This window comes from Arthrobacter gallicola, from assembly GCF_014836775.1.
Taxonomy (GTDB): domain Bacteria; phylum Actinomycetota; class Actinomycetes; order Actinomycetales; family Micrococcaceae; genus Arthrobacter_B; species Arthrobacter_B gallicola.
Window position 1 is genome coordinate 19,344 of sequence record NZ_JACSQD010000003.1, and the last position, 19,904, is coordinate 39,247.

The following is a 19,904-nucleotide window of genomic DNA, read 5'->3' on the forward strand; positions in this document are numbered from 1 at the left end:
ATTATGGGCCACAAAGTAGCCCTCAGCTTTGAGGATGGCGTCACCAAAGTCATCAAGGTCGGTGACTATGAGACGGTGATGGACGCTGCGTACAAGGCACGCATCAACATTCCATCGGACTGCCGCGACGGTGCGTGCGGCACCTGCAAGGCCTTTTGCGATTCCGGCTCGTTCGATCCGGGGGACTTCATCGAGGACGCGATGACTGAGGAGGAGCTCGACAAGGGCTACATGCTCACCTGCCAGGCGGTTCCGGAGTCTGATCTGGCCATTCAGATCCCTGCCACCTCGGAATCCGCCAAAACCTCAGCCAGCGTCTTCACCGCCACCGTGAAGGAACTCACCAAACACTCGGAAACCACGGTTTCCTTCACCCTTGAGGTTGAAAACAGGGATGCGCTGGCGTTCCTTCCTGGCCAATACGTCAACCTCAAGGTTCCCGGAACCGATGCGGAACGATCATATTCGTTCAGCAGCGGCCCCGAGGTGAAGGATGCATCGTTCATGGTGCGGGTAACCCCACAGGGCGCCATGTCCGAATACTTGCGCGACCGGGCGGCTGTGGGTGACACCATCGAGTTCACGGGTCCCTACGGGTCATTCTTCCTGCGTGAGCCCAAACGTCCTCTGCTGCTCCTGGCAGGGGGAACCGGTCTCGCGCCGCTCCTGTCCATCCTCGAAAAGCTATCGGAGAACCCGCCGCCGTCACCAGTCCACCTGATCTACGGTCTGACCCGCGAGGCCGACATTGCCGGCCTTGACTGGCTGCGGGAATATGAGGCGAAGGTGCCCGGCTTTACCTGGGACTACATTGCTTCCGAACCCGGTACCTCCGCTCCCCACACGGGCTATGTCACACAGATCATTGAGCCCTCGCACCTGAACGACGGCGACGTTGACATTTATCTGTGCGGACCGCCTCCCATGGTCAACGCCGTTTCCAAATGGCTCGACGCTGAAGGCATCACGCCCGCCAACTACTACTTCGAGCGGTTCGCGCCCAAGGATGCCACGGGTGGGGACGCCGAAACCGGTGCGCCGGCACCCGTAGAGAGAATCCAGGCCGAAGGCGACACCATGAGCCGCGGTGAGGCTCTCTCTTCGCTGGAAACCGGCCGGCTGGAATTCGGCAAGGAGGACAGCTTCGCCCAGCTGGACGCCCGTATGGGCCTCGAGCTTGCAGTGAGCGAATTGATGCTGGGCCGCCTCAGCGAGGAGCAGCTGCACCAGTTCCGGCGGCTCGCCGAAGCCACCACACCATCGGTAACTTCCGGCAGCATTCAGCAACCGGATGAATTCGCACGAACCAACGAAGAGTTCCACGAATACCTCTTTACGATCTGCGAAAATCCCATGCTGCTTGAGTCCTACCGCCGGCTCGACGTCCACGCGCAGATGGCTGCCGCCCTTGAGGAGGGCAGTCCTATCTTCGAACGGGTCACCGAGGACCACCTTGCTCTCGTTGCCGGTTTTGAGCGCCTGGACAAGGAGCGGGTGAGGGAGATCATCATGGGTCACGCACGCGACGCTAAGGAAACCATGGCCGGAGCGATCGTCGCCAAGGTCGCCGGCTGATGGTGCGGCCGTACGCAGGACAGTTCCTTACTCCCGGCCGCTACGCAGGAAAAGTAGCGCTGGTGACCGGTGCCGCCCAGGGAATCGGCCGGAAGGTGGCCGAGCGGATCAGTGCCGAGGGTGGTGCCGTGGTCCTCGTGGACCGTGCGGAGCTGGTCCATGAAGTGGCGCAGGGGATCCTGGAGGCTGAGCAGGATTCCGGTTCAGGAGGCTCCGCGACCTCGGTGACTGCAGATCTGGAGACGTTTACCGGAGCCCAGCAGGCAGTTGAGGCGGCGCTGGCCGCCCACGGCCGGGTCGACGTGCTGGTCAACAACGTTGGCGGGACCATTTGGGCCCGCCCCTACGAAGAGTACGACGAGGACAAGATCGAACGCGAGATCCGCCGCTCGCTTTTTCCAACTCTGTGGATGTGCCGAGCCGTGCTGCCGGCCATGCTGCAACAGGGCTCAGGTACCATCGTCAACGTTTCCTCGGTAGCCACCCGCGGGCTGCACCGCGTGCCGTACGCGGCGGCAAAAGGAGGCGTCAACGCTTTGACTCAGTCGTTGGCGATGGAGGTGGGTGGACGCGGCATCCGTGTGGTGGCTACAGCACCCGGCGGAACCGAGGCGCCACCACGCAAGGTCAAGCGAGGGCCAGAGGCCGAATCGGCCCGGGAAAAGGCCTGGTACCAGGTGATTGTTGACCAAAGCGTTGATTCGTCCTTTTTGAAGCGCTACGCGACCTTGGACGAACAAGCCGCTCCAATCGTCTTCCTCGGATCCGACGAAGCGTCCTACCTGACCGGAAGCATTCTTCCAGTCGCTGGCGGGGACCTGGGCTGAAGGCCTCCGCTGGCGGGCACCGGGCGAGTGCGGGCAGCCGGCTCCGGTAAAGTTGCGGCCATGACAGCGGCCTCAAAACACGGTGAAGTGGAGGGGGACCTGTCTCTTGTTGGGCGGTCAGGGGTCTTTGAGAACCTCTCGGAGATTCTTCGCTCAGCCCGGAAAGGCGTGGTCCGCGCAGTTGTGATTACCGGGCCATCCGGGTCCGGGAAGACGGCAGTGCTCGAGCACTTTCTTGAGCACTGCCGCACGGCTGCCCGCGGCGTGCGCGTCTTGTCCGCCATGGGCGACGACTGGGAGGCGCAGTTTGCCCTCGCGGGCTACTCCCAGCTGATGCGCACGTTACCCTTGCGCTCGGTCAGGAATCACGACGTCGGACTGGCTTTGCGTTCCTGCCCCGTCGCCGGCCTTACTCCCGCCCAGGTGCTCAAATACGCCGCCACCCTCAGCGCCCACCTCGAAGGACTGGAGCCTCATGGCAGCGTAGTTGTGGCCGTCGATGACGTCCACAAGCTCGATGTGGAAAGCCTGCGTATCCTTACCTTCGTTATGCGCCGGCTGCACGGAAAACGGATAATGTTCGTGCTCACGCTCAACCCCCATGACGCCGGACTTGTCCCCGCGGGCGCCCTGGACTTTCTGACGAGTCACAGGGTGGACACCATCGCGCTGACTCCGCTCACCCCGGAGGAGGTGCAGGATCTAGCCCGCAGGACCGCCGGCGTTGAGCTCGGCGCGAGCGCCGCCCACAGCCTGGTCCAGCACACCGGAGGGCTTGCGCGAGCGATCGTGGAGCTGCTCCAGGAACTGCCGGCGGAAACCTGGCAGACGTGGTTTCACTCTCTGCCGCCGACGTCCCGTGTGCGTGCCCGGGTGCGCAGTCTGATGGGCGCAGCGTCTCCGGTGCTGGTTGCCGTCGCTGAGGCGGCGTCTGTGCTTGGGCCCACGGCAAGCCTGGCCGACGTCGCTCTGGTCAGCGGCGTGGAGACGGTCATTCCGGCCCTGGATGAGGGACATCGCGCTGGGCTGTTGAGTCTGGCTGTTGACCAAGCACGTTCTTCGCTCACGTTCTATGAGCCAGGCACCGCCGAGGCCATCTACGAACAAATCGTTCCCAGCCGGCGAATTGCTCTCCACCGTCTGGCCGCAAAAACCGTGCAGACCGAGGCTGAACGGTTGGGCCACCGTGCCTCCGCCACACCCGGAGCGGACGAGTCGCTGGCGAAAGAGCTGGAGGAATTCGCCCGCCGTCAGGCCTTGATCGGCGCGTGGCAGGATGCCTCGACAGCCTTGTTTGCGGCTTCGCGGCTTTCTCTGGACATCCGGTCCCGGAATGACAGGCTGCTGAGGGCGGTGGACGCGCTGGTGGGATCCGGGAACATCTCCCAGGCCCAAATGTGGGCTGCGGCAGTGGACGCCCTGGACCCTTCTCCTCTTCGCTCGTCCGTGCTGGGCTATCTTTCCACCACGTCGGGACAGAACAACAGCGCCCGGAAGCACCTTGACGTGGCCTGGCGCACTTCCAGTCTGCATCGTGATCCGACAACCGCGGCGCAGGTGGCACAGCGCTTCGTCCTGCACGGAGTAGCGTCCTGGGACGGCCCGCTGATGACCACCTGGGCAGAAAAGGCGATGGGATTAACGCAGCCGGGAACCCCCGCTCACATTGAATCAGAGGCCATTTACGGTCTGGGCTTGTATGCCCAGGGCCGGTTGGCCGATGCAGAGACCTCATACCGCCGGGCCTTCGAACATGCCGCAGAGAACGCCCAGAAGCAGCGCGTACAGATGGGAGCCGGCTGGCTGGCACTGCGCCTTGACAACGCTGAGGCAGCCCTTGCGAACTTTGAGGCAGCGGCTCCCACAGAACACCGCGGCGGATCTATGCGGATTTCCTTGTGGGCCGAGGCCTGGCTGGCGCGGACTCACCTGGTGCTGGGTAACTGGGATGCAGCAGCGGACACTGTGGCCCGGGCATCCGTGCGCCTCGAGACCTCGCGAATGCCGCTGATCCGCCCCCTGCTCTACTGGACGGCGGCCGAACTCTGGTCCATGCGGGGAGACTGGGACCGGGCACGGTACTACGTTTCCCAGGCCGCAGTGCAGCCCGGGACGTACCGCGCCATGCAGGTGCCGGCGAGCCTTGCCCTGGCACGCTTCCACGAGGCAAGAGCGGACTACGAAGGCGCTTTGGCTGTCCTCCAGCCTCTGGCGGAGTTGGACCCGTGGACCGAGAACCGGGTGTCCTTTTGGCCGTGGCAGGACACCTATATCAATGCCCTTGTGATGACGGACCAGCTCGACGCCGCCGAATCGTTCCTCACGAAGTTTGAAGCAATGCCTCGCGAGCGCGAAGTGCCCTCGGATATGGCGCGGATAGCGTGGGCGAGGGGCAGGCTTGTGGCCGCGCAGGGAGACGCTGACAGCGCCCGGGAACATTTCGAGGCGTCGCTGGGCTATTTGCGGGGACTCAATCGGCCGTACCTGCGGGCACGAGTGGGTTTTGCCTTCGGTCAAAGCATGCGCCGGGCGGGGAAACGGGGCCTGGCGTCATCGGTCCTGCGCGCCGCACGGAACCTGTACGATTCCCTGGGCGCGGCCACCTACGTGGAACGGTGCGACCGTGAGCTTAAGGCAACAGGCCTCGACGTCGGGAACGTGCGGGACGTCGCAGACCCCCTGCTCTCCGCTCTCAGCGAGCGCCACTTTCAGCTAACGGCCCAGGAAAGAGCCGTCGCCGAGCTGGTAGCGGGTGGAGCCACCAACAAGGAGGTTGCCCGGGCGCTGTTCCTTGCCGAAAAAACGGTGCAGTATCACTTGACCCGGCTCTACCGGAAGATGGGAATCCGCTCCCGGAGTGAGCTTGCGGGCGTTTATCACTCAAAGGCGTGACAGGCAGCGGCTGGTCCTCAGACCGGCTCAGCCCCGGGCGCTTACTTGATGTCAGAGGGGTGTTTGGCGAGGGGCACCACGGAAATCTGCATGTAGGGAAACAACGGCAGGTTCTGCAGGATCTCATGGAGTTCGTCGTGCGAATCGACGTCCAGTATTGAGTAGTTGGCGTACTTCCCCGCCACGCGCCAGATCTCCGGCCACTTACCCGAGCGCTGCAGTTGCTGCGAGTAGGCCTTCTCCGTGGCCTTGATCTCCGCCGCTTCGCGGGCCGGCATGTCGACGGGCAGGTTTACGTCCATGTGGACCAGGTACTTCATGAGTTCCCTTTCGGTGGATGGGGAGGGTTAGCGGTCTGTGCGGTAGTGCGAGAGTTTTTCTTCGTCAACAGCCGTACCTGCACCGGAGCCCTCAGGAACACGGATGCGTCCTCCCGTGATGACCAAAGGCTCTGCCAGCAGATCATCGGCCATGTCCAGGTAGTTGGAAAGCTCCGCTGCGCGCTTGGCTGTGTGGGCGAATGCAGCACCAAAGGTCACCGAGGCAGCGGTGCCGACCTGGGTGTCGATCTGGTTGCCGATATAAACATCGATCCCCATTCCCTCCGCCATCCCAACGATTTTGGCCGCCTCAGTGAAGCCGGAGCGGGCTGTTTTCACGGCAAGAAGATTCGCCCCGCCGGTCAGGATCTCGCGGGCAGCTTCACCGAGGTTGGCGGCGGACTCGTCGGCTGCGATGGGGATGGGAGAGTTCGCTGCCAGGCGGCGGCGGCCGAGGACCTCACGGGCATCGTCCGGCTCCTCCAGGAACTGCAACCCTAAATCCGCCGTCCGGCGAAGTACCTCGGCAGCCTCCACAGCGGACCAGCCCCGGTTGGCGTCCATGTAGAGCTCAGCTTCTTCCCCAAGGCCCTCACGCAAAACCCGGGCGGCCTCGACGTCGAGGTGAAGCGGGCGGCGGCCGGTCTTGAGTTTGAACGTGTTGATGCCGTGCTTCTCACGGAATTCCAAGGCCAGCGCCAGCAGCTCCGGCGCTGGCTTGAATCCGAGCATATGGGAGACGCGCAGAGAATCTGTGTACCCGCCCAGCAGCTTGGTCACCGGCTGTCCAAGCACTTTACCTATAACGTCCCAGAGAGCAATATCCACAGCTCCCTTGGCCGTCTGGTTGTGAACTGTCCGGTACAGAATTGCCTGGACCTTTTCGCGGTCAAAAATGTCAACGCCAATGAGCTGCGGGGCAAAAATGTCCTCCACCACCGCGATGATCGATTTCTGGGTCTCCCCGTACGTGTAGGGACGCGGTGGAGTATCTGCCGTGCCCACCAGCCCTTCGTCCGTACGGAGCCTGATGAGCACATGGTCGGCTTCGTGCACGGAGCCGGATGCGAAGTGCAGCGGGTGACGGTAGGGAATCGTATAGGGAATCGCTTCTATGGCTGCGATCTTCATGGGTGGGAAGGCCTTTCATCGTTGGAAAACGGCGCGGAGGCGGCCGGCTCCGGGGGATCGGCAGTTGCGGAAATCACAACGTCGAGAAAGTTCTGCAGCAGCGCTGACTGATGGCCGCGCAGCCAGGCGACAGCGAGTTCGACATCGGGGACGTTTTCAATCTCCCGGTAGGCCACGCCCTCAAGCTGGAAGGCTTGGACGCTGGATGGCATAACGGCCACCCCGCCCCCTGCTGCTACAAAGGCCAACATCGTTGATGTCTCACCAACCACCTGGGCGATGCGTGGTTGGAAGCCCGCCTCGCGGCAGAGGTCCGAGGTGGTGCGGTGGAGCACAGATTCCGGTCCGTAGGCGATAAAATCCTGGTCCTGCAGCTCGTTCATGGCCACCGGTCCAACCCCGGCCAGGGCACTGAGCGAAGGGATCGCGGCGACGAGCGGTTCCCTGGTCACAGTCCGGTAGTCGATGTCCGGTGAGACCACGGGGGGACGCAGCAAGGCGGCGTCCAGCGTGCCGTCCCTCAGACCCGCTTCCATGAACGGTGTGAGCATCTCGCCGTGCAGCGAAAGGGAGAGGCCGGGTAGGACCTGCTTGGCCTGTCGGACGATTCGGGGCATAACACCGTAAGTTGCCGAGCCGGAGAAACCTACCCGCAAAACGCCGGTGGCGCCCCGCCCGACCTGATAGACATCGGCCTGAAGCGTGGCTACGTCGTTTATGATCTGCCGTCCGCGGTCCAGCAGCAGCTGGCCCGCGGCTGTCAGATCCACTCTGCGGGTGGTCCGGTTCAGTAACCGGACTCCAAGCTGTTCCTCCAACTGGCGGATTTGCTGGGAGAGAGGTGGCTGTGCCATATGCAGGCGCTTGGCTGCGCGGCCGAAGTGTCTCTCCTCGGCAACCGCGATGAAATAGTTCAACTGGCGGATGTCCATCGCGGCACTATCCTTCCCTAGGTGGCCTTCTGGCCCGGCAATTGATTCGAATCCTAACCACAATAAGCCCTAATAGAACATTTCACATATCTAATAGGTCTGAGTGGTCAACCTCTGTGACTTGAGATCATGGGCCCAGTTATTCATATATTTAGAATATGAATAAGCGCGTTTAGATGCTGGCCCGCATCTGAACGCCTCGATAGGCTGGGGAGATGATAAACCGCGCACGCCTCCATTCAGATCTGTCCCGATTGAGAAGGGAAACGGACATGTTGCTGGCCACGGCGACTTCCCTGTCCGAGGACGAAATGGCCTGCCCTTCTCTCTGCGAGGGGTGGACCCGTGCAGATGTCCTGGCCCACATCGCCGGTGGCAGCCGCACCCTGACACAGCTCGTAGACGAGGCTGTTTACGGCAGGGGGAACACCGTGAGCACCCCAGGACAGGCCCAGTCCCCAGCAGCCTCTAACCTCGCTGGCCTGCCCCGGGTGGATCTTCTGGAAGAACTCCGCGGGTCCGCCGAGGCTTTCGCTCAACAGGCCGAGCGGCTGGGCGGGGAACTCGCTGCGCCGGAAGTGCGGGTGGACGGTAAATCGATTCCGTCCACGTCCATCGTGGCGCTTCGGATTTCCGAGGTGGTTGTGCATCACCACGACCTCGACACCGCCTGGACCATCGAGGAGGCCGACCCGGATTCACTATTGAACGCGCTTGAGGCCGTAGTGCGGGTGCTGCGCGCCAAGGGTGCTCCGGGGATGACATTGGTCACCGAGGAGCGCGACGAGTGGACAATCGGCAATGGCGGCCAGCGCATTCTGTCCGACCGAGAGGGCCTGCTGCAGTGGCTGGCCCGCGGGGACTCACAGCATATAGAGGTGGAAGGTCCGGTACCGGCTCTGCCATCCTGGTGATCGGCGGAAACTGAGCGGAATTCTCCAGGCACTGTGCAGGTTGTCCAAGACCCTTGGACAGGAAGTCCACACGCTTTCCCGGTCCGCTGCCTAGGGTGGAGGCAGCCTGGGAGCCAGCCTCCCAGCCATAGTGAAGGGGAGCCACCCAGTGCCCAGCGACGAACCCGGACCGCATGACTCTGTATCGGACGAGCCCGGGTTGAATCACCCCGCCTTGAACGACCCCGCCTTGCGGACCGGGCAGCGCCCCCTCGCAGGAATACTGGTAGCCGATTTCTCCCGCATCCTCGCCGGGCCGCTGTGCACCATGACCCTGGCAGACCTGGGGGCACGGGTGATCAAGGTGGAGCGTCCCGGCACCGGCGATGACACACGCAGCTGGGGCCCGCCCTGGTCCGGGGCGGGAGCAGGAGCCACGTATTTCGAATCCGTGAACCGGAATAAGGAATCAGTGTGCCTGGACCTGGGGGACGACGGCGATCTGCGCCTGGCGAAGGAACTCGCCCTCCGTGCGGATGTCCTGGTGGAGAACTTCAAGCCCGGCGGCCTCGCCCGGATGGGGCTGGGCTATCACGAACTCAGCGCCGCCAACCCCGGTTTGATCTACGTCTCCATCTCCGGTTTCGGTGCCGAAGGCGGACGGACCCTGCCCGGCTACGACTTTGTGGTCCAGGCCCTCGGCGGGCTGATGAGCATCACCGGGGAGGCCGACGGTCCTCCGATGAAGGCCGGGGTGGCCCTGGTGGACGTACTGACAGCCAAGGACGCTGCCATTGCCGTCCTGGCCGCGCTGCAGGCCCGCCGCGACTCCGGCCGTGGCAGCCACATCCAGGTGAACCTGCTCTCCAGCCTGCAGGGAGCGTTGGTGAACCAGGCCCAGGCCTACCTCGGTGCCGGGATAGTGCCCGCCAGGATGGGTAACGCACATCCCTCGATCGTGCCGTACGAGCTGCTGGGCTGCGCCGACGGGCCGCTGGCCGTCGCCTGTGGAAACGACACCCAGTTTGTCCGGCTCGCCGCGGAGCTGGGTGCTCCGGAACTGGCCGCAGACCCGCGCTTTGCCACGAACAGTGCCCGCGTGGAGCGCAGGGAGGTTTTGATTCCCCGGCTCGAGGAACTATTGGGAACCGCGCCTGCCGCGGTGTGGCAGCAGCGCCTGGCCGGCGCCGGAGTCCCTGCCGGCCGGGTCTCCAGAATCGATGAAGGCATCGACTACGCCGAGTCCCTGGGTCTGGAACCCACCATTGAAGTCCGGGATTCTTCCGGACAGTCCGCCGGACGGCAGATCCGGCATCCTGCTCTCTGGGATCCGCCCCTGGCACCCCGCGCCGAGGCGCCGCCGCGGCTCGGCGAGCACACCGGGGATGTGGTGGCCTGGCTGCAGGACGGCATGGAAGGGGCCGCGGAAGACAAGGCGGCGGAGGAGGCAGTACCGGGCTGGCACCGATAAGGAGAAGGCCCTCTACCGGCTACCGTCCGTACTGACGCAGCTCCAGCCACAGGGGTGCGGAGACATCGGGATCGTCCAGGTCCACACCCAGCAGCGACACGGCGATGCTGATGCGGTGCCGGAGCGAATTGCGGTGCACGCCCAAAGCACGCGAGGTGTTCTCCCAATGTCCCCGGTGCCGGAGGTACTCGGCCACCGTGCCCACCAAATCAGCCCGGGGGTACTGCGCCAGCTTCTGCACCCAAACCTGGGCGCCGGCATGGTGCGGATTTCCGGTGCCGGCCAGCATGCCCGGGGGTGCCTGGGTCACCGAGCGGCGCAGCCCAGGCACCAGCCCGGCCACTTCACCCAGGGAAACCGGTTCACTGACGGCGCCGGCCAGCCCGGGAACCACTTCCGCCGGCAGGACCGCGGATTCTGCGCTGTGGATGCCGGCAGCTGACGTGTCCTGGGGGAGCAGCACATAAAGCAGGCCGTCGCGCTCATGCCGCAGGAGGCTGGAGAGCAGATCGCGGGGGAGCGGGGGTACCCCGGCCTCGGGAACCAGCGCCAAGGCACCCCGAAGCAGATCCGCGGCATCGGCGTCGTCCGCCGGAAGCGCCAGGACCCGGACCCGCCCGGGCAGCTGCGCCAGCCCCACGTCCTCAGCGAGGAGACGGGCAGCTTCCGGGTGCCCGTGCAGCAGCAGCTTGGCTACCGCCGAGCCGAGGGCGGAGGTGGTGCCGGAGGCGGCTTCCCGCTGCCTGCCTTTCAACGCCAGGAGGGTGCAGGCAGTCAGGATCACCTGGCGGTCTGCCGCGGTGAGCTTCCGCCCGGGCCCGACGGCAAGGAAGCCATGAATCCGTTCGTTCCGTCCGTTCTTTCCGCCCGACGGAATCGGATATTCGACAACGGCCTGCCCGTGGATTTCAAACGTGGCCGCAGAATGCGTGCCGGTCCGGTTCAGCCGGATGGTTTCCGTCCGGAGCTGGGGCAGGAGCGCCCCGGTGCTTTCCGGCCAGTACCTGGCCGGTCCCGCGTCCGCCGGCAGGAAGGCGGCCCAGCCACCCAGCGCCTGGGCCAGGCCGCGGACGACGGCGGAGGTTCCGTCCGGACGCATGGTTGCCTGCGCGAGGGTGGTTTGTGTGCCGAGGCTGCCCAGCAGGTCGGCCTGCCCGCTGCGGGCTGTGAGGCCCCAGAAAGCGCGGGATACCTGCTGGAACGGCACGCCGTCGGGCACTGCCAGCAGATTGATTCCAGCTTCATCACAGGCCTGGATAAGCTGCGCGGGAACCTGCTCCAGCCAGGGGCCGAGTCCGATGCCCAGGGCATGGATCCCCTTGGCGTGGAGCCGGGCCACATAGCCGGCTGCCGCCGAGGATGAACCGCCAAGCGGTATACCCGTAGTTAGCAGGAGCTCGCCACCCTCCAGATAGGGTGTGGGATCTTCCAGCTCGGACACGTGGACGCCGGTGAGCTGGCGGGGCGGGAGTGCCCGCCGGCTGACCGGCACCAGGCTGGGCCCTAAGGCCGTGCTGAGCTCCGTGAGTGAAACCATAGGACAAATCATCCGTCATTGGCGTCCATCTTGGCTGGAATGTTCAATGACGCATGTCGCACGCGGACGTAGCGTATCCGCATGACCGACACTGCATCCCTCACCGGGGAAACCCTTGAACCCGCTGATCTCATCGACTTCGATTCCCTGCTCCGCGGTGAGGAACTGGTCCTCCGGTCCGCTGTCCGGGACTTCGTGGATGAGCAGATCCGTCCCCACATCGCCGGCTGGTACGAGGCCGCACACTTTCCGCTGGAAATCGTCCCCGAGCTGGGCAAGCTTGGGCTGCTGGGCATGCACCTGCACGGTTATGGCTGCGCCGGCCGCACCGCCGTGGAATACGGGGTTGCCGGTGCGGAACTGGAAGCCGGTGATTCCGGGCTGCGGACGTTCGTCTCCGTCCAGGGATCCTTGGCTATGAGTGCCATCGCCAAGTGGGGTTCCGAGGAACAGAAGACCCGCTGGCTGCCCGGAATGGCCGCAGGCGAAATCATCGGCTGTTTCGGACTCACGGAACCCACCGCCGGTTCCGACCCGTCCGCTATGAAGACCTTCGCCCGCCGGGACGGCGGCGATTGGGTGCTGAACGGAACAAAGCGCTGGATCGGACTGGCCAATGTCGCAGACGTGGCCGTGATCTGGGCGCAGACCGAGGAAGGGATCCGCGGATTCCTGGTCCCCACAGGTTCCAGAGGTTTCACCGCCACACCGATCGCGCCGAAACTCTCCATGCGGGCCAGCATCCAGTGCGAGATTGAGCTGACCGACGTCCGCGTCCCGGCCGAGGCCCGGCTGCCGGACGCGCAGGGACTGCGCGGTCCCTTCTCCTGCCTCAACGAAGCCCGCTACGGCATCATCTGGGGGGCCATGGGAGCTGCCCGGGATTCCTTCGAGGCAGCCCTGGCATATTCCAAGGCCCGGCTGCAGTTCGACAAGCCCCTGGCGGGCTATCAGCTCACTCAGCAGAAGCTGGTGGACATGGCTCTGGAGATCAATAAAGGGTTCCTGCTGGCCCTGCACCTCGGCCGGCTGAAGGACGCCGGAACACTGCAGAACCACCAGATTTCCGTTGGCAAGCTCAACAATGTTCGGGAAGCGATCGCCATCGCCCGGGAAGCCCGGACGATCCTCGGCGGCAACGGCATCACGCTGGAGTACTCGCCGCTGCGCCACGCGAACAACCTGGAATCCGTCCGCACTTATGAAGGAACCGACGAGGTGCACACCCTGATCCTGGGTCAGCGGCTCACCGGCCTTCCCGCGTTCCGCTGACAGGCGCGGCAGCCGGCGGCAGCGGGTGGGGTACCGTAAAAACACCTCCCGCCCCTGTTCCTGTCCAGGAGTCCGTGCACGTATGACCGTCCGCTTCCATGAGTGAATCCAGTTACCTCTGTTCCGGCCCAGCCTGGGACGCCGGCGGCGCGGTGCTTCGGCTCCAGGCCCCCGACGGTACGCAGCATCCGCTGCGGCTGGACGCCGGGACCGAACTGCGCTTCCGGATCCAGCCCGGGGCACCGCGGTACTGCCTGGGCTATGACCAGGTGCAGGAGACCGGCCGGGTCTCCCATCCCTGCCCGGCGCAGGCCCCGGCTGAACGCGGTTACCAGTGCGGGCGCTGCTTCGCCCGGGATGAGAGCCGCCTGGTGCACAACAGCCACCGCGGCGGGCCGCTTCCTGCCGGGCTGCGGAACTATCTTGCCCGCCCGCAGTGGCTGTACATCGCCACCTTTGCCGACGGCACCACCAAGGTGGGGACCGCCGCGGACCAGCGCCGGATCCTGCGCCTGACGGAACAGGGCGCCCTTGCAGCCCAGTATGTTGCCAGGGCCGTGGACGGGCTGCGGGTCCGTGTCCTGGAAGATGCCCTGTCTTCCGGGCTGGGCCTCACCCAGGCCGTCCGGGCCGGGGCTAAATGTGCGTCCCTGGCAGCGCCGCTTCCTGCAGCGGCCATCACTGACATCAATACCGGCCACGCGGAGGCCGCCCGCGCGCTGCTCTTCACGCTGGATCCCGCAGGCTTCGAGGTCGTCAAGGATTCCTGGTCCCGTCCAGCGGCCTTCGATGCCGTGCTGGAACAGCACGGTGCGGGGATCTACCCGCTGCCGCTGACCACCGGCGAACACGGTCTGCTGATCCGCGGCATGCTGGGGAGCACTGCACTGGTGGCGGCCGGCGATGCGGAGCTTTGTTTCCTGGCCGACCTCACCCAGCTCAAAGGCCGGCGGCTGGAACTGGGCCGGTTCAGCAGCACACTGCCGGCCCTGCAGGAGCCGCTCTTCTAAACCGGGTCCTGGCGGCATCCCCCTGCGGTGCCCGCCACGGCGTTTCGGCAGGGCCAGGGCCCCGACTGTATTCTGAAACCATGCTTAACACCCCCTGGGAAACCGGATCCCCTCTGTACCGCCGGCTGGTCGTCACCGCACTCTCCGTGACGGGCGCCGGAATCCTGATGGTCCTCCTCGGGGCTGTGACCAACCAGCAGATCATTATGTACCTCGCCCTGCCGGTGATTGTGGTGGGCATGAGCGCACACCTCAGCGGTATGGTGGTGCGAGCCCGCGACGCCAAACGCCGGATGAAGGGATCCAAATGAGCATCAACCCCGACCTGCAGGGCCGCAGCTACCCGGCGGGGGAGCCTTACCAGGTGGGGCGGGAGAAAATCCGTGAGTTTGCCCGCGCCGTGAAAGCGGTTCATCCCGCGCACTTTGAGACCGATGCTGCCCAGAAGCTCGGCTACGCGGACCTGATCGCCCCGCCGACCTTCGCGATCATCGTGGCCCAGCAGGCGGATGCCCAGCTGATCAATGACCCCGGGGCAGGCATCGATTTTTCGCGCGTGGTCCACGCCGACCAGCGCTTCACACATCTCCGGCCCATTGTGGCCGGCGATGAACTCGTGGCCGAACTGCATGTTGATTCCGTGCGTGCCATGGGTGATGGCGCCCTGATCAGCACCCGCGCTGAAATCTCCACAGTGGAGGGCGAAAAGGTCGCAACCACCGTCTCATCCATCCTCGTCCGGGGAGAAGGCCAGTAACCATGTCCATTGCACTTAGCGAACTGACAGTCGGCCAGGTCATCGGCAGCACCACCATCGAGATCAGCCGGGCGGACCTGGTCCGTTATGCCGGTGCCTCCGGCGACTTTAACCCGATCCACTGGAACGAGCGGTTCGCCCGGTCCGTGGAACTCCCCGGGGTGATTGCCCACGGTATGTTCACCATGGGTGCGGCTGTCCAGCTGGTCACCGACTGGATTGGCGATCCCGGGGCCGTACTGGATTATCAGACCCGCTTCACCCGCCCGGTCACCGTTGAGGACATCGATGGTTCCCCCGGCGCCGTCGTCGACGTCACCGGTACCATCGGTGCCGTTGACGCTGACAATTCCACTGCACGCGTGGACCTGACGGTCACCTTTAACGGGCAAAAGGTCCTGGTCAAGGCGCAGGCGGTTGTCCGGATCTGGTGAGCGCACTGACGACTTTGCAGCTGGCATCCCTGACTACTTCCCGTGTGGGCGGACCCGCACGGCGTTACCTGTTCGCCGAAACGGCTGACGAACTGATCGGCCTGGTCCGGGCAGCGGACGAGGCCTCCGAACCGCTCCTGCTGGTGGGCGGGGGCTCCAATCTGCTGATTTCCGACGCCGGCTTTGACGGAGCGGTGGTGCACGTCGGGAACCGCGGCGTGAGCATCCGGGGCGGCAGGGCCGGAACTGCAATCGTCGAGGCGCAGGCGGGCCACCCCTGGGATGAGCTCGTCGCCCAGACCGTGGCCGAAGGGTACTCCGGACTGGAAGCGCTTTCCGGCATCCCGGGCCTGGCCGGCGCGACGCCGGTGCAGAACGTGGGTGCCTACGGGGCCGACGTTTCACACAGCATCGTCTCCGTGCAGACCTGGGACCGCGAAACCCGGCAGCAGCGCCGCTTCGGAGCGGCGGAACTGGAATTTGGGTACCGCGATTCGCTCCTGAAGCGCACCACCGTGAACGGCTCCCCCCGGTATGTGGTGCTCAGCGTGGAGTTCTCCCTCACCCAGGGCAGGGCCAGTGCACCGATCCGTTACGCCGAACTGGCCCGGGCCCTGGGTGTGGACGTCGGGGACACGGCCGACGCCGCAGATGTGCGCCGTGAGGTGCTCCGGCTGCGCGCGGGCAAGGGGATGGTCCTGAACCCCGCAGATCCCGACACCTTCAGCACGGGTTCCTTCTTTACCAACCCGATCCTCCCGGCCCCGGATGCGGACAAGCTCCCCGCCGAAGCCCCGCGGTATCCCGTCGCCGAGCCAGGCATGGTCAAGCTCAGTGCCGCCTGGCTGATCGAGTACGCCGGCTTCGGCAAGGGCTTCGGCTTGCCGGGGCAGCCCGGCAGCGCGATCGCGGACGGGCGGGCCTCGCTGTCCGCCAAACACACACTCGCGGTGACCAACCGGGGGGATGCATCAGCGCAGGATCTGCTGGCGATCGCGCGGGCGGTGGCCGACGGCGTCGAGCAGGCGTTCGGTATCCGGCTGCAGCCGGAGCCGCTGCTCATCAACTGCGCCCTCTAACTTACCTGCGTCAAGCGGCCGTCCGGCTCACCGGACGGCCGCTTTTTGCTGTCCGGAACGCTGAGACAGCTGGCTCGATTTAAACTTAGACCTCAGAATAGTTAGACTTCCTAAGTATGAGCTTCGATGAATCCCTCGATCTGTCCCGGCAGCTGCGTCCCATGCTGCCCCGGCTCTACCATCTGAGCCGCCGGCGGCTTCCGGGCTGGGACATGACCGCCTCGCAGTCCTCCACGATGACCACCCTGGTGGACCGCGGACCGCTGCGGATGGGGGAGCTGGCGGGCCTGGAGGGTGTTCAGCTCCCGTCCGCCACCTCCGTAGTCAACGGCCTCGTCAAACTGGGCCTGGTGGAGCGCCGGGCTGATCCGGCAGACCGCCGGGCCGTGGTGATTGACCTGACTGAAAAGGGCCGGAAGCAGGTACAGGAACTGGTGACCCGGCGGAACCACGCCTTTGCCCTGCTGCTGGAGCGTCTGCCGGCGCCAGACCGCCGGCTGCTGGAGAGCGCTGTCCCGGCTATTGGGCGTCTGCTGGCACTGGGTCCGGGGCCGGACGGAGACAGTTCCGTGCTCCCGGATGACGAAGCGAACTAAGTACGTAACCGGAAAGGCACACAGAGACATGAGTAAAGCTGCAGCCGTGCAGGGCCAGCCGGCCCACCCCCGGCTCACAGATGCGCTGCGGGGGCAGCCGAAGACGGTCTGGGTAACTGCCTTTGCCGCCGTGATCGCGTTTATGGGCATTGGCCTGGTTGATCCGATCCTGAACACCATCACCGAAGAGCTTGGCGCATCGCCCACCCAGACCACCCTGCTCTTCGGCTCCTATCTCGGAGTCCAGGTTGTGGCCATGCTGGTCACCGGCGTGATGTCCTACCGCTTAGGCGCCAAACGGACCCTGATTACCGGCCTGGTGCTGATCGTTGTGGCCGCCGGGGCCTGCGCCCTGGTGAACAGCATCGAAGCGCTGGTCTGGCTCCGGGCCCTCTGGGGACTGGGCAACGCCTTCTTCATCGCTACCGCTCTCTCGGTCATTGTTGGTGCGGCTGCCGGCGGGCAGGCCGGGGCGATCCTGCTGTACGAGGCAGCGCTCGGCGTCGGACTCGCCGTCGGCCCGCTGCTGGGCGCAGCACTGGGCACAATTTCCTGGCGCGGCCCCTTCGCCGGCACCGCCGTCCTGATGGCCCTCGGAGTGATCCTCTGCGCCACCATGCTGGCCAAGGATCGAGGGAAGACCGAACGCCAGCGGATCCGGCTCATTGACCCCCTCCTGGCGCTGCGCAACCGCAACCTGCTCCTGACCTCGCTGGGCTCTGCCTTCTACACAGCAGCATTCTTCGCCATTATCGCGTGGGCGCCGTTCGTTCTGGAGGAAGGTGCGTTCTACGTCGGTTTCGTCTTCTTCGGCTGGGGCCTGTGCGTGGCGGTCTCCGGTGTGGTCCTGGCGCCTAAGGTGGCCCGCCGGTTCGGGGAACGCGGCGGCGCGGTTCTGGCCGTGCTGGTGTACGCCGTGGTCCTGCTCGCCATGGCGGTGGGCAACAAGACCGTGGTTGTCATCGGGATCATCGTGTCCGGCATCTTCTCCGGCATCCTGAACACCCTCTTCACCGGGACCGCCATGAGTTCGGGAACCGGCCCCCGCGCCGTTAACAGTGCCGGCTATAACTTCCTGCGCTGGTTCGGCGGTGCAGTGTCCGCCGTTCTGGTGGGGCATCTGGCCGGGTGGCTGGGTATGCGGGCACCCTTCTGGGCGGGCGCCATCTGCTGTGCCGCAGCCGCCGGACTGCTGCTCCTGCGGCAGGAAGCCGGCGACCCGGATCCGCACACCGTGCCGGAGGAAGCCGCCGCCATCGGCGCCGACTGACCACCGGCCCGCCGGGAAACACAAACGCGGCCGTTTGGAATTCCAAACGGCCGCTTTTGTATTTTGTGGAGCTAGAGGTTGCCGGTGGCGATGCGCAGCATCCGGCGCAGCGGCTCGGCCGCACCCCAGAGAAGCTGATCGCCGACCGTGAAGGCGCTGATGTACTGCGGACCCATTTCCAGCTTGCGGATCCGGCCCACCGGAATGTCCAGGGTGCCGGTGACCGCCACGGGGGTCAGCTCGGCCATGGTGGCTTCCTTGGTGTTCGGAACCACCTTCGCCCACTCGTTATCGGCGTCGATGATCCGTTCAATCTCGCCGATGGACAGGTCCTCGGTGAGCTTCAGGGTCAGTGCCTGGGAGTGGGAGCGCATGGCACCAATCCGCACACAGAGGCCGTCGAACGGAATCCGTGCGGCTTCGGCGGTGTGGCGGCCGAGGATCTTGTTGGTTTCCGCGCCGCCCTTCCACTCTTCCTTGGACTGGCCGTTGCCGAGGTCCGCGTCGATCCAGGGGATGACCGAACCGGCCAGCGGAACACCGAACTGGGAAGAATCCATCGACGGATCCTTCTGCTGGGCCAGGACCGCCCGGTCAATTTCCAGGATGGCCGACGCCGGATCGGCCAGGTTGGCTGCCACGGCGGAGTTCAGGGTGCCGAACTGGTTCAGCAGTTCCCGCATGTGGCGGGCGCCGCCGCCGGAGGCCGCCTGGTAGGTCATGGAGGTGCCCCACTCAACGAGACCGTTGCGGAACAGTCCGCCCAGGCCCATGAGCATGCAGGACACCGTGCAGTTGCCGCCCACAAAGTTCTTCACGCCGCGGGCCAGGCCCGCATCAATGACGTCGCGGTTGACCGGGTCCAGCACGATGATGGAGCTGTCGTCCATGCGCAGCGTCGAAGCGGCATCGATCCACAGCCCGTCCCAGCCGGCGTCGCGCAGCTTGGGGTAGACCTCGGCGGTGTAGTCGCCGCCCTGCGTGGTGACAATAATCGGCAGCTTGGCCAGCGTCTCAATGTCGTACGCGTCTTCCAGGGCGCCGGCACCCTGGGCGAAGGCCGGTGCCTTGCCGCCCGCGTTGGAGGTGGAGAAGAAGACGGGGTTAATCAGGTCGAAATCGCCTTCATCCTGCATGCGCTGCATAAGGACGGAACCGACCATACCCCGCCAGCCGACGAAGCCCGCGGTGGGAACAGAGGTAGCTGCTGATGTCATGGGATTCAGTCTAAGCCAGTGGCTGGCTGCTGTCCTGATCGGTTACGCCGCGGTTCCGGGTCCACAGCGCGATCCGGTACTGCAGGCCATTGGCGGAGGTATACCAGTCCTGGGCCGGGCTGACGGCGGTGAAGGTCCAGTCCGGACCCAGCCGGGGAGCATAGCTGTCCCCTTCGGTCTCCGTGTTGATCACCGTGACAATGGCAACATCGGCCAGCGGTTCAGCCGCCGCATACAGCTGCGATCCGCCCACGATCCAGATCCGGCTGCTTCCCTCACTGCCCTCGGCGGCTTCCAGTGCTGCTTCGAGCGAAGAGACGACGACGGCGCCCTGCGGGCCGAGCTCGGCTGCCAGATCCGGACGGGAGGAGATCACGATGTTGGTGCGGCCGGGCAGCGGCCTGAAGGCCGCCGGGAACGATTCCCAGGTGCGCCGGCCCATGATCACCGGATGCCCCTGGGTGGTGGCCTTGAAATGGGCCAGATCTTCGGGCAGGTGCCAGGGCATACCGCCGTCCCTGCCAATCACGCCGTCCCCGGTCTGCGCCCAGATCATGCCGACCAGCGGCACTCCGGAGGTACCGAACCCGCGGGCGGCCAGGGCCTCATCGAGGTCCAGTCCAGGCTTCCCCGGATCGCCGGCAGGGTAGTAGCGGGTGGAATCGGTGGAGTTATTCTTCTCGTTCAAGGC

19 protein-coding genes are annotated in these 19,904 nt (G+C 65.2%); 13 read left to right on the top strand and 6 right to left on the bottom strand.

The window, feature by feature from the left end:
- The first annotated feature begins 3 nt into the window (after positions 1–3).
- Genes benC through H9639_RS07300 form a run of 3 tightly spaced genes read left to right on the top strand, consistent with a single transcriptional unit; the run spans position 4 to position 5,294 of the window.
- Positions 4–1,575: a benzoate 1,2-dioxygenase electron transfer component BenC gene (gene benC / locus H9639_RS07290; protein ID WP_191807471.1), complete on the top strand. Its 1,572-nt coding sequence runs from the start codon at positions 4–6 to the stop codon at positions 1,573–1,575.
- Complete coding sequence (locus H9639_RS07295) at positions 1,575–2,402, top strand: 1,6-dihydroxycyclohexa-2,4-diene-1-carboxylate dehydrogenase (RefSeq protein ID WP_191807472.1); 828 nt, start codon at positions 1,575–1,577, stop codon at positions 2,400–2,402. The genes benC and H9639_RS07295 overlap by 1 nt, the downstream gene beginning before the upstream one ends.
- 60 nt (positions 2,403–2,462) lie before the next feature.
- Complete coding sequence (locus H9639_RS07300; RefSeq protein WP_191807473.1) at positions 2,463–5,294, top strand: ATP-binding protein; 2,832 nt, start codon at positions 2,463–2,465, stop codon at positions 5,292–5,294.
- Positions 5,295–5,335: 41 nt separating this feature from the next.
- Here the strand turns inward: H9639_RS07300 and catC are convergent, their stop codons facing one another.
- Genes catC through H9639_RS07315 form a run of 3 tightly spaced genes read right to left on the bottom strand, consistent with a single transcriptional unit; the run spans position 5,336 to position 7,677 of the window.
- A complete protein-coding gene (catC, locus tag H9639_RS07305) occupies positions 5,336–5,614 on the bottom strand; it encodes a muconolactone Delta-isomerase (protein WP_191807474.1) in 279 nt (92 codons plus the stop codon).
- Between the two features lie 27 nt (positions 5,615–5,641).
- Entirely contained in the window at positions 5,642–6,745 is a 1,104-nt protein-coding gene (locus H9639_RS07310) for a mandelate racemase/muconate lactonizing enzyme family protein (RefSeq protein ID WP_191807475.1), read from the bottom strand.
- Positions 6,742–7,677, bottom strand: a complete 936-nt coding sequence (locus H9639_RS07315; protein WP_191807476.1) for a LysR substrate-binding domain-containing protein — start codon at positions 7,675–7,677, stop codon at positions 6,742–6,744. Before H9639_RS07315 ends, H9639_RS07310 begins: the two co-directional genes overlap by 4 nt.
- A 272-nt stretch (positions 7,678–7,949) precedes the next feature.
- Here H9639_RS07315 and H9639_RS07320 point away from each other — a divergent pair, with 272 nt between their 5' ends.
- Together H9639_RS07320 and H9639_RS07325 are read left to right on the top strand one after the other, a co-directional pair.
- Positions 7,950–8,591 carry a maleylpyruvate isomerase family mycothiol-dependent enzyme gene (locus H9639_RS07320; protein ID WP_263598541.1) on the top strand — a complete coding sequence of 214 codons (642 nt, stop codon included), beginning with the start codon at positions 7,950–7,952 and terminating at the stop codon, positions 8,589–8,591.
- A 214-nt stretch (positions 8,592–8,805) separates the two neighbouring features.
- Entirely contained in the window at positions 8,806–10,041 is a 1,236-nt protein-coding gene (locus H9639_RS07325) for a CaiB/BaiF CoA transferase family protein (RefSeq protein ID WP_225219377.1), read from the top strand.
- Between the two features lie 19 nt (positions 10,042–10,060).
- Here H9639_RS07325 and H9639_RS07330 read toward each other — a convergent pair whose 3' ends face one another.
- Positions 10,061–11,578, bottom strand: a complete 1,518-nt coding sequence (locus tag H9639_RS07330; RefSeq protein ID WP_191807478.1) for a PucR family transcriptional regulator — start codon at positions 11,576–11,578, stop codon at positions 10,061–10,063.
- Positions 11,579–11,659: 81 nt separating this feature from the next.
- Between H9639_RS07330 and H9639_RS07335 the strand changes: the two genes are divergently transcribed.
- The 8 genes from H9639_RS07335 (at position 11,660) to H9639_RS07370 (ending at position 17,996) form a co-directional block, all read left to right on the top strand.
- Positions 11,660–12,850: an acyl-CoA dehydrogenase family protein gene (locus tag H9639_RS07335; protein ID WP_191807479.1), complete on the top strand. Its 1,191-nt coding sequence runs from the start codon at positions 11,660–11,662 to the stop codon at positions 12,848–12,850.
- Between the two features lie 98 nt (positions 12,851–12,948).
- Positions 12,949–13,860, top strand: a complete 912-nt coding sequence (locus H9639_RS07340) for a DUF2797 domain-containing protein (RefSeq protein ID WP_191807480.1) — start codon at positions 12,949–12,951, stop codon at positions 13,858–13,860.
- Positions 13,861–13,940: 80 nt separating this feature from the next.
- Entirely contained in the window at positions 13,941–14,171 is a 231-nt protein-coding gene (locus H9639_RS07345; RefSeq protein WP_191807481.1) for a hypothetical protein, read from the top strand.
- Positions 14,168–14,617, top strand: a complete 450-nt coding sequence (locus H9639_RS07350; RefSeq protein WP_191807482.1) for an FAS1-like dehydratase domain-containing protein — start codon at positions 14,168–14,170, stop codon at positions 14,615–14,617. The genes H9639_RS07345 and H9639_RS07350 overlap by 4 nt, the downstream gene beginning before the upstream one ends.
- A gap of 2 nt (positions 14,618–14,619) precedes the next feature.
- On the top strand, positions 14,620–15,051 hold the full coding sequence (locus H9639_RS07355) for a MaoC family dehydratase (RefSeq protein ID WP_191807483.1): 432 nt from the start codon (positions 14,620–14,622) through the stop codon (positions 15,049–15,051).
- A gap of 5 nt (positions 15,052–15,056) precedes the next feature.
- A complete protein-coding gene (locus H9639_RS07360) occupies positions 15,057–16,130 on the top strand; it encodes a UDP-N-acetylmuramate dehydrogenase (protein WP_191807813.1) in 1,074 nt (357 codons plus the stop codon).
- 116 nt (positions 16,131–16,246) lie between these two features.
- Positions 16,247–16,726 (top strand): MarR family winged helix-turn-helix transcriptional regulator, encoded by a 480-nt coding sequence (locus H9639_RS07365; RefSeq protein ID WP_191807484.1) that lies wholly within the window; start codon positions 16,247–16,249, stop codon positions 16,724–16,726.
- Positions 16,727–16,754: 28 nt separating this feature from the next.
- Positions 16,755–17,996, top strand: coding sequence for an MFS transporter (locus H9639_RS07370; RefSeq protein WP_191807485.1), 1,242 nt, complete (start codon positions 16,755–16,757; stop codon positions 17,994–17,996).
- Positions 17,997–18,067: 71 nt separating this feature from the next.
- On the opposite strand, the gene asd is transcribed toward H9639_RS07370, so the two are convergent.
- Together asd and H9639_RS07380 are read right to left on the bottom strand one after the other, a co-directional pair.
- Positions 18,068–19,213, bottom strand: a complete 1,146-nt coding sequence (gene asd, locus H9639_RS07375; RefSeq protein ID WP_191807486.1) for an aspartate-semialdehyde dehydrogenase — start codon at positions 19,211–19,213, stop codon at positions 18,068–18,070.
- A 10-nt stretch (positions 19,214–19,223) separates the two neighbouring features.
- The gene (locus tag H9639_RS07380; RefSeq protein WP_225219349.1) at positions 19,224–19,901 is read right to left on the bottom strand and encodes a dihydrofolate reductase; all 678 of its coding nucleotides are present in this window, start codon (positions 19,899–19,901) and stop codon (positions 19,224–19,226) included.
- Positions 19,902–19,904 lie beyond the last annotated feature (3 nt).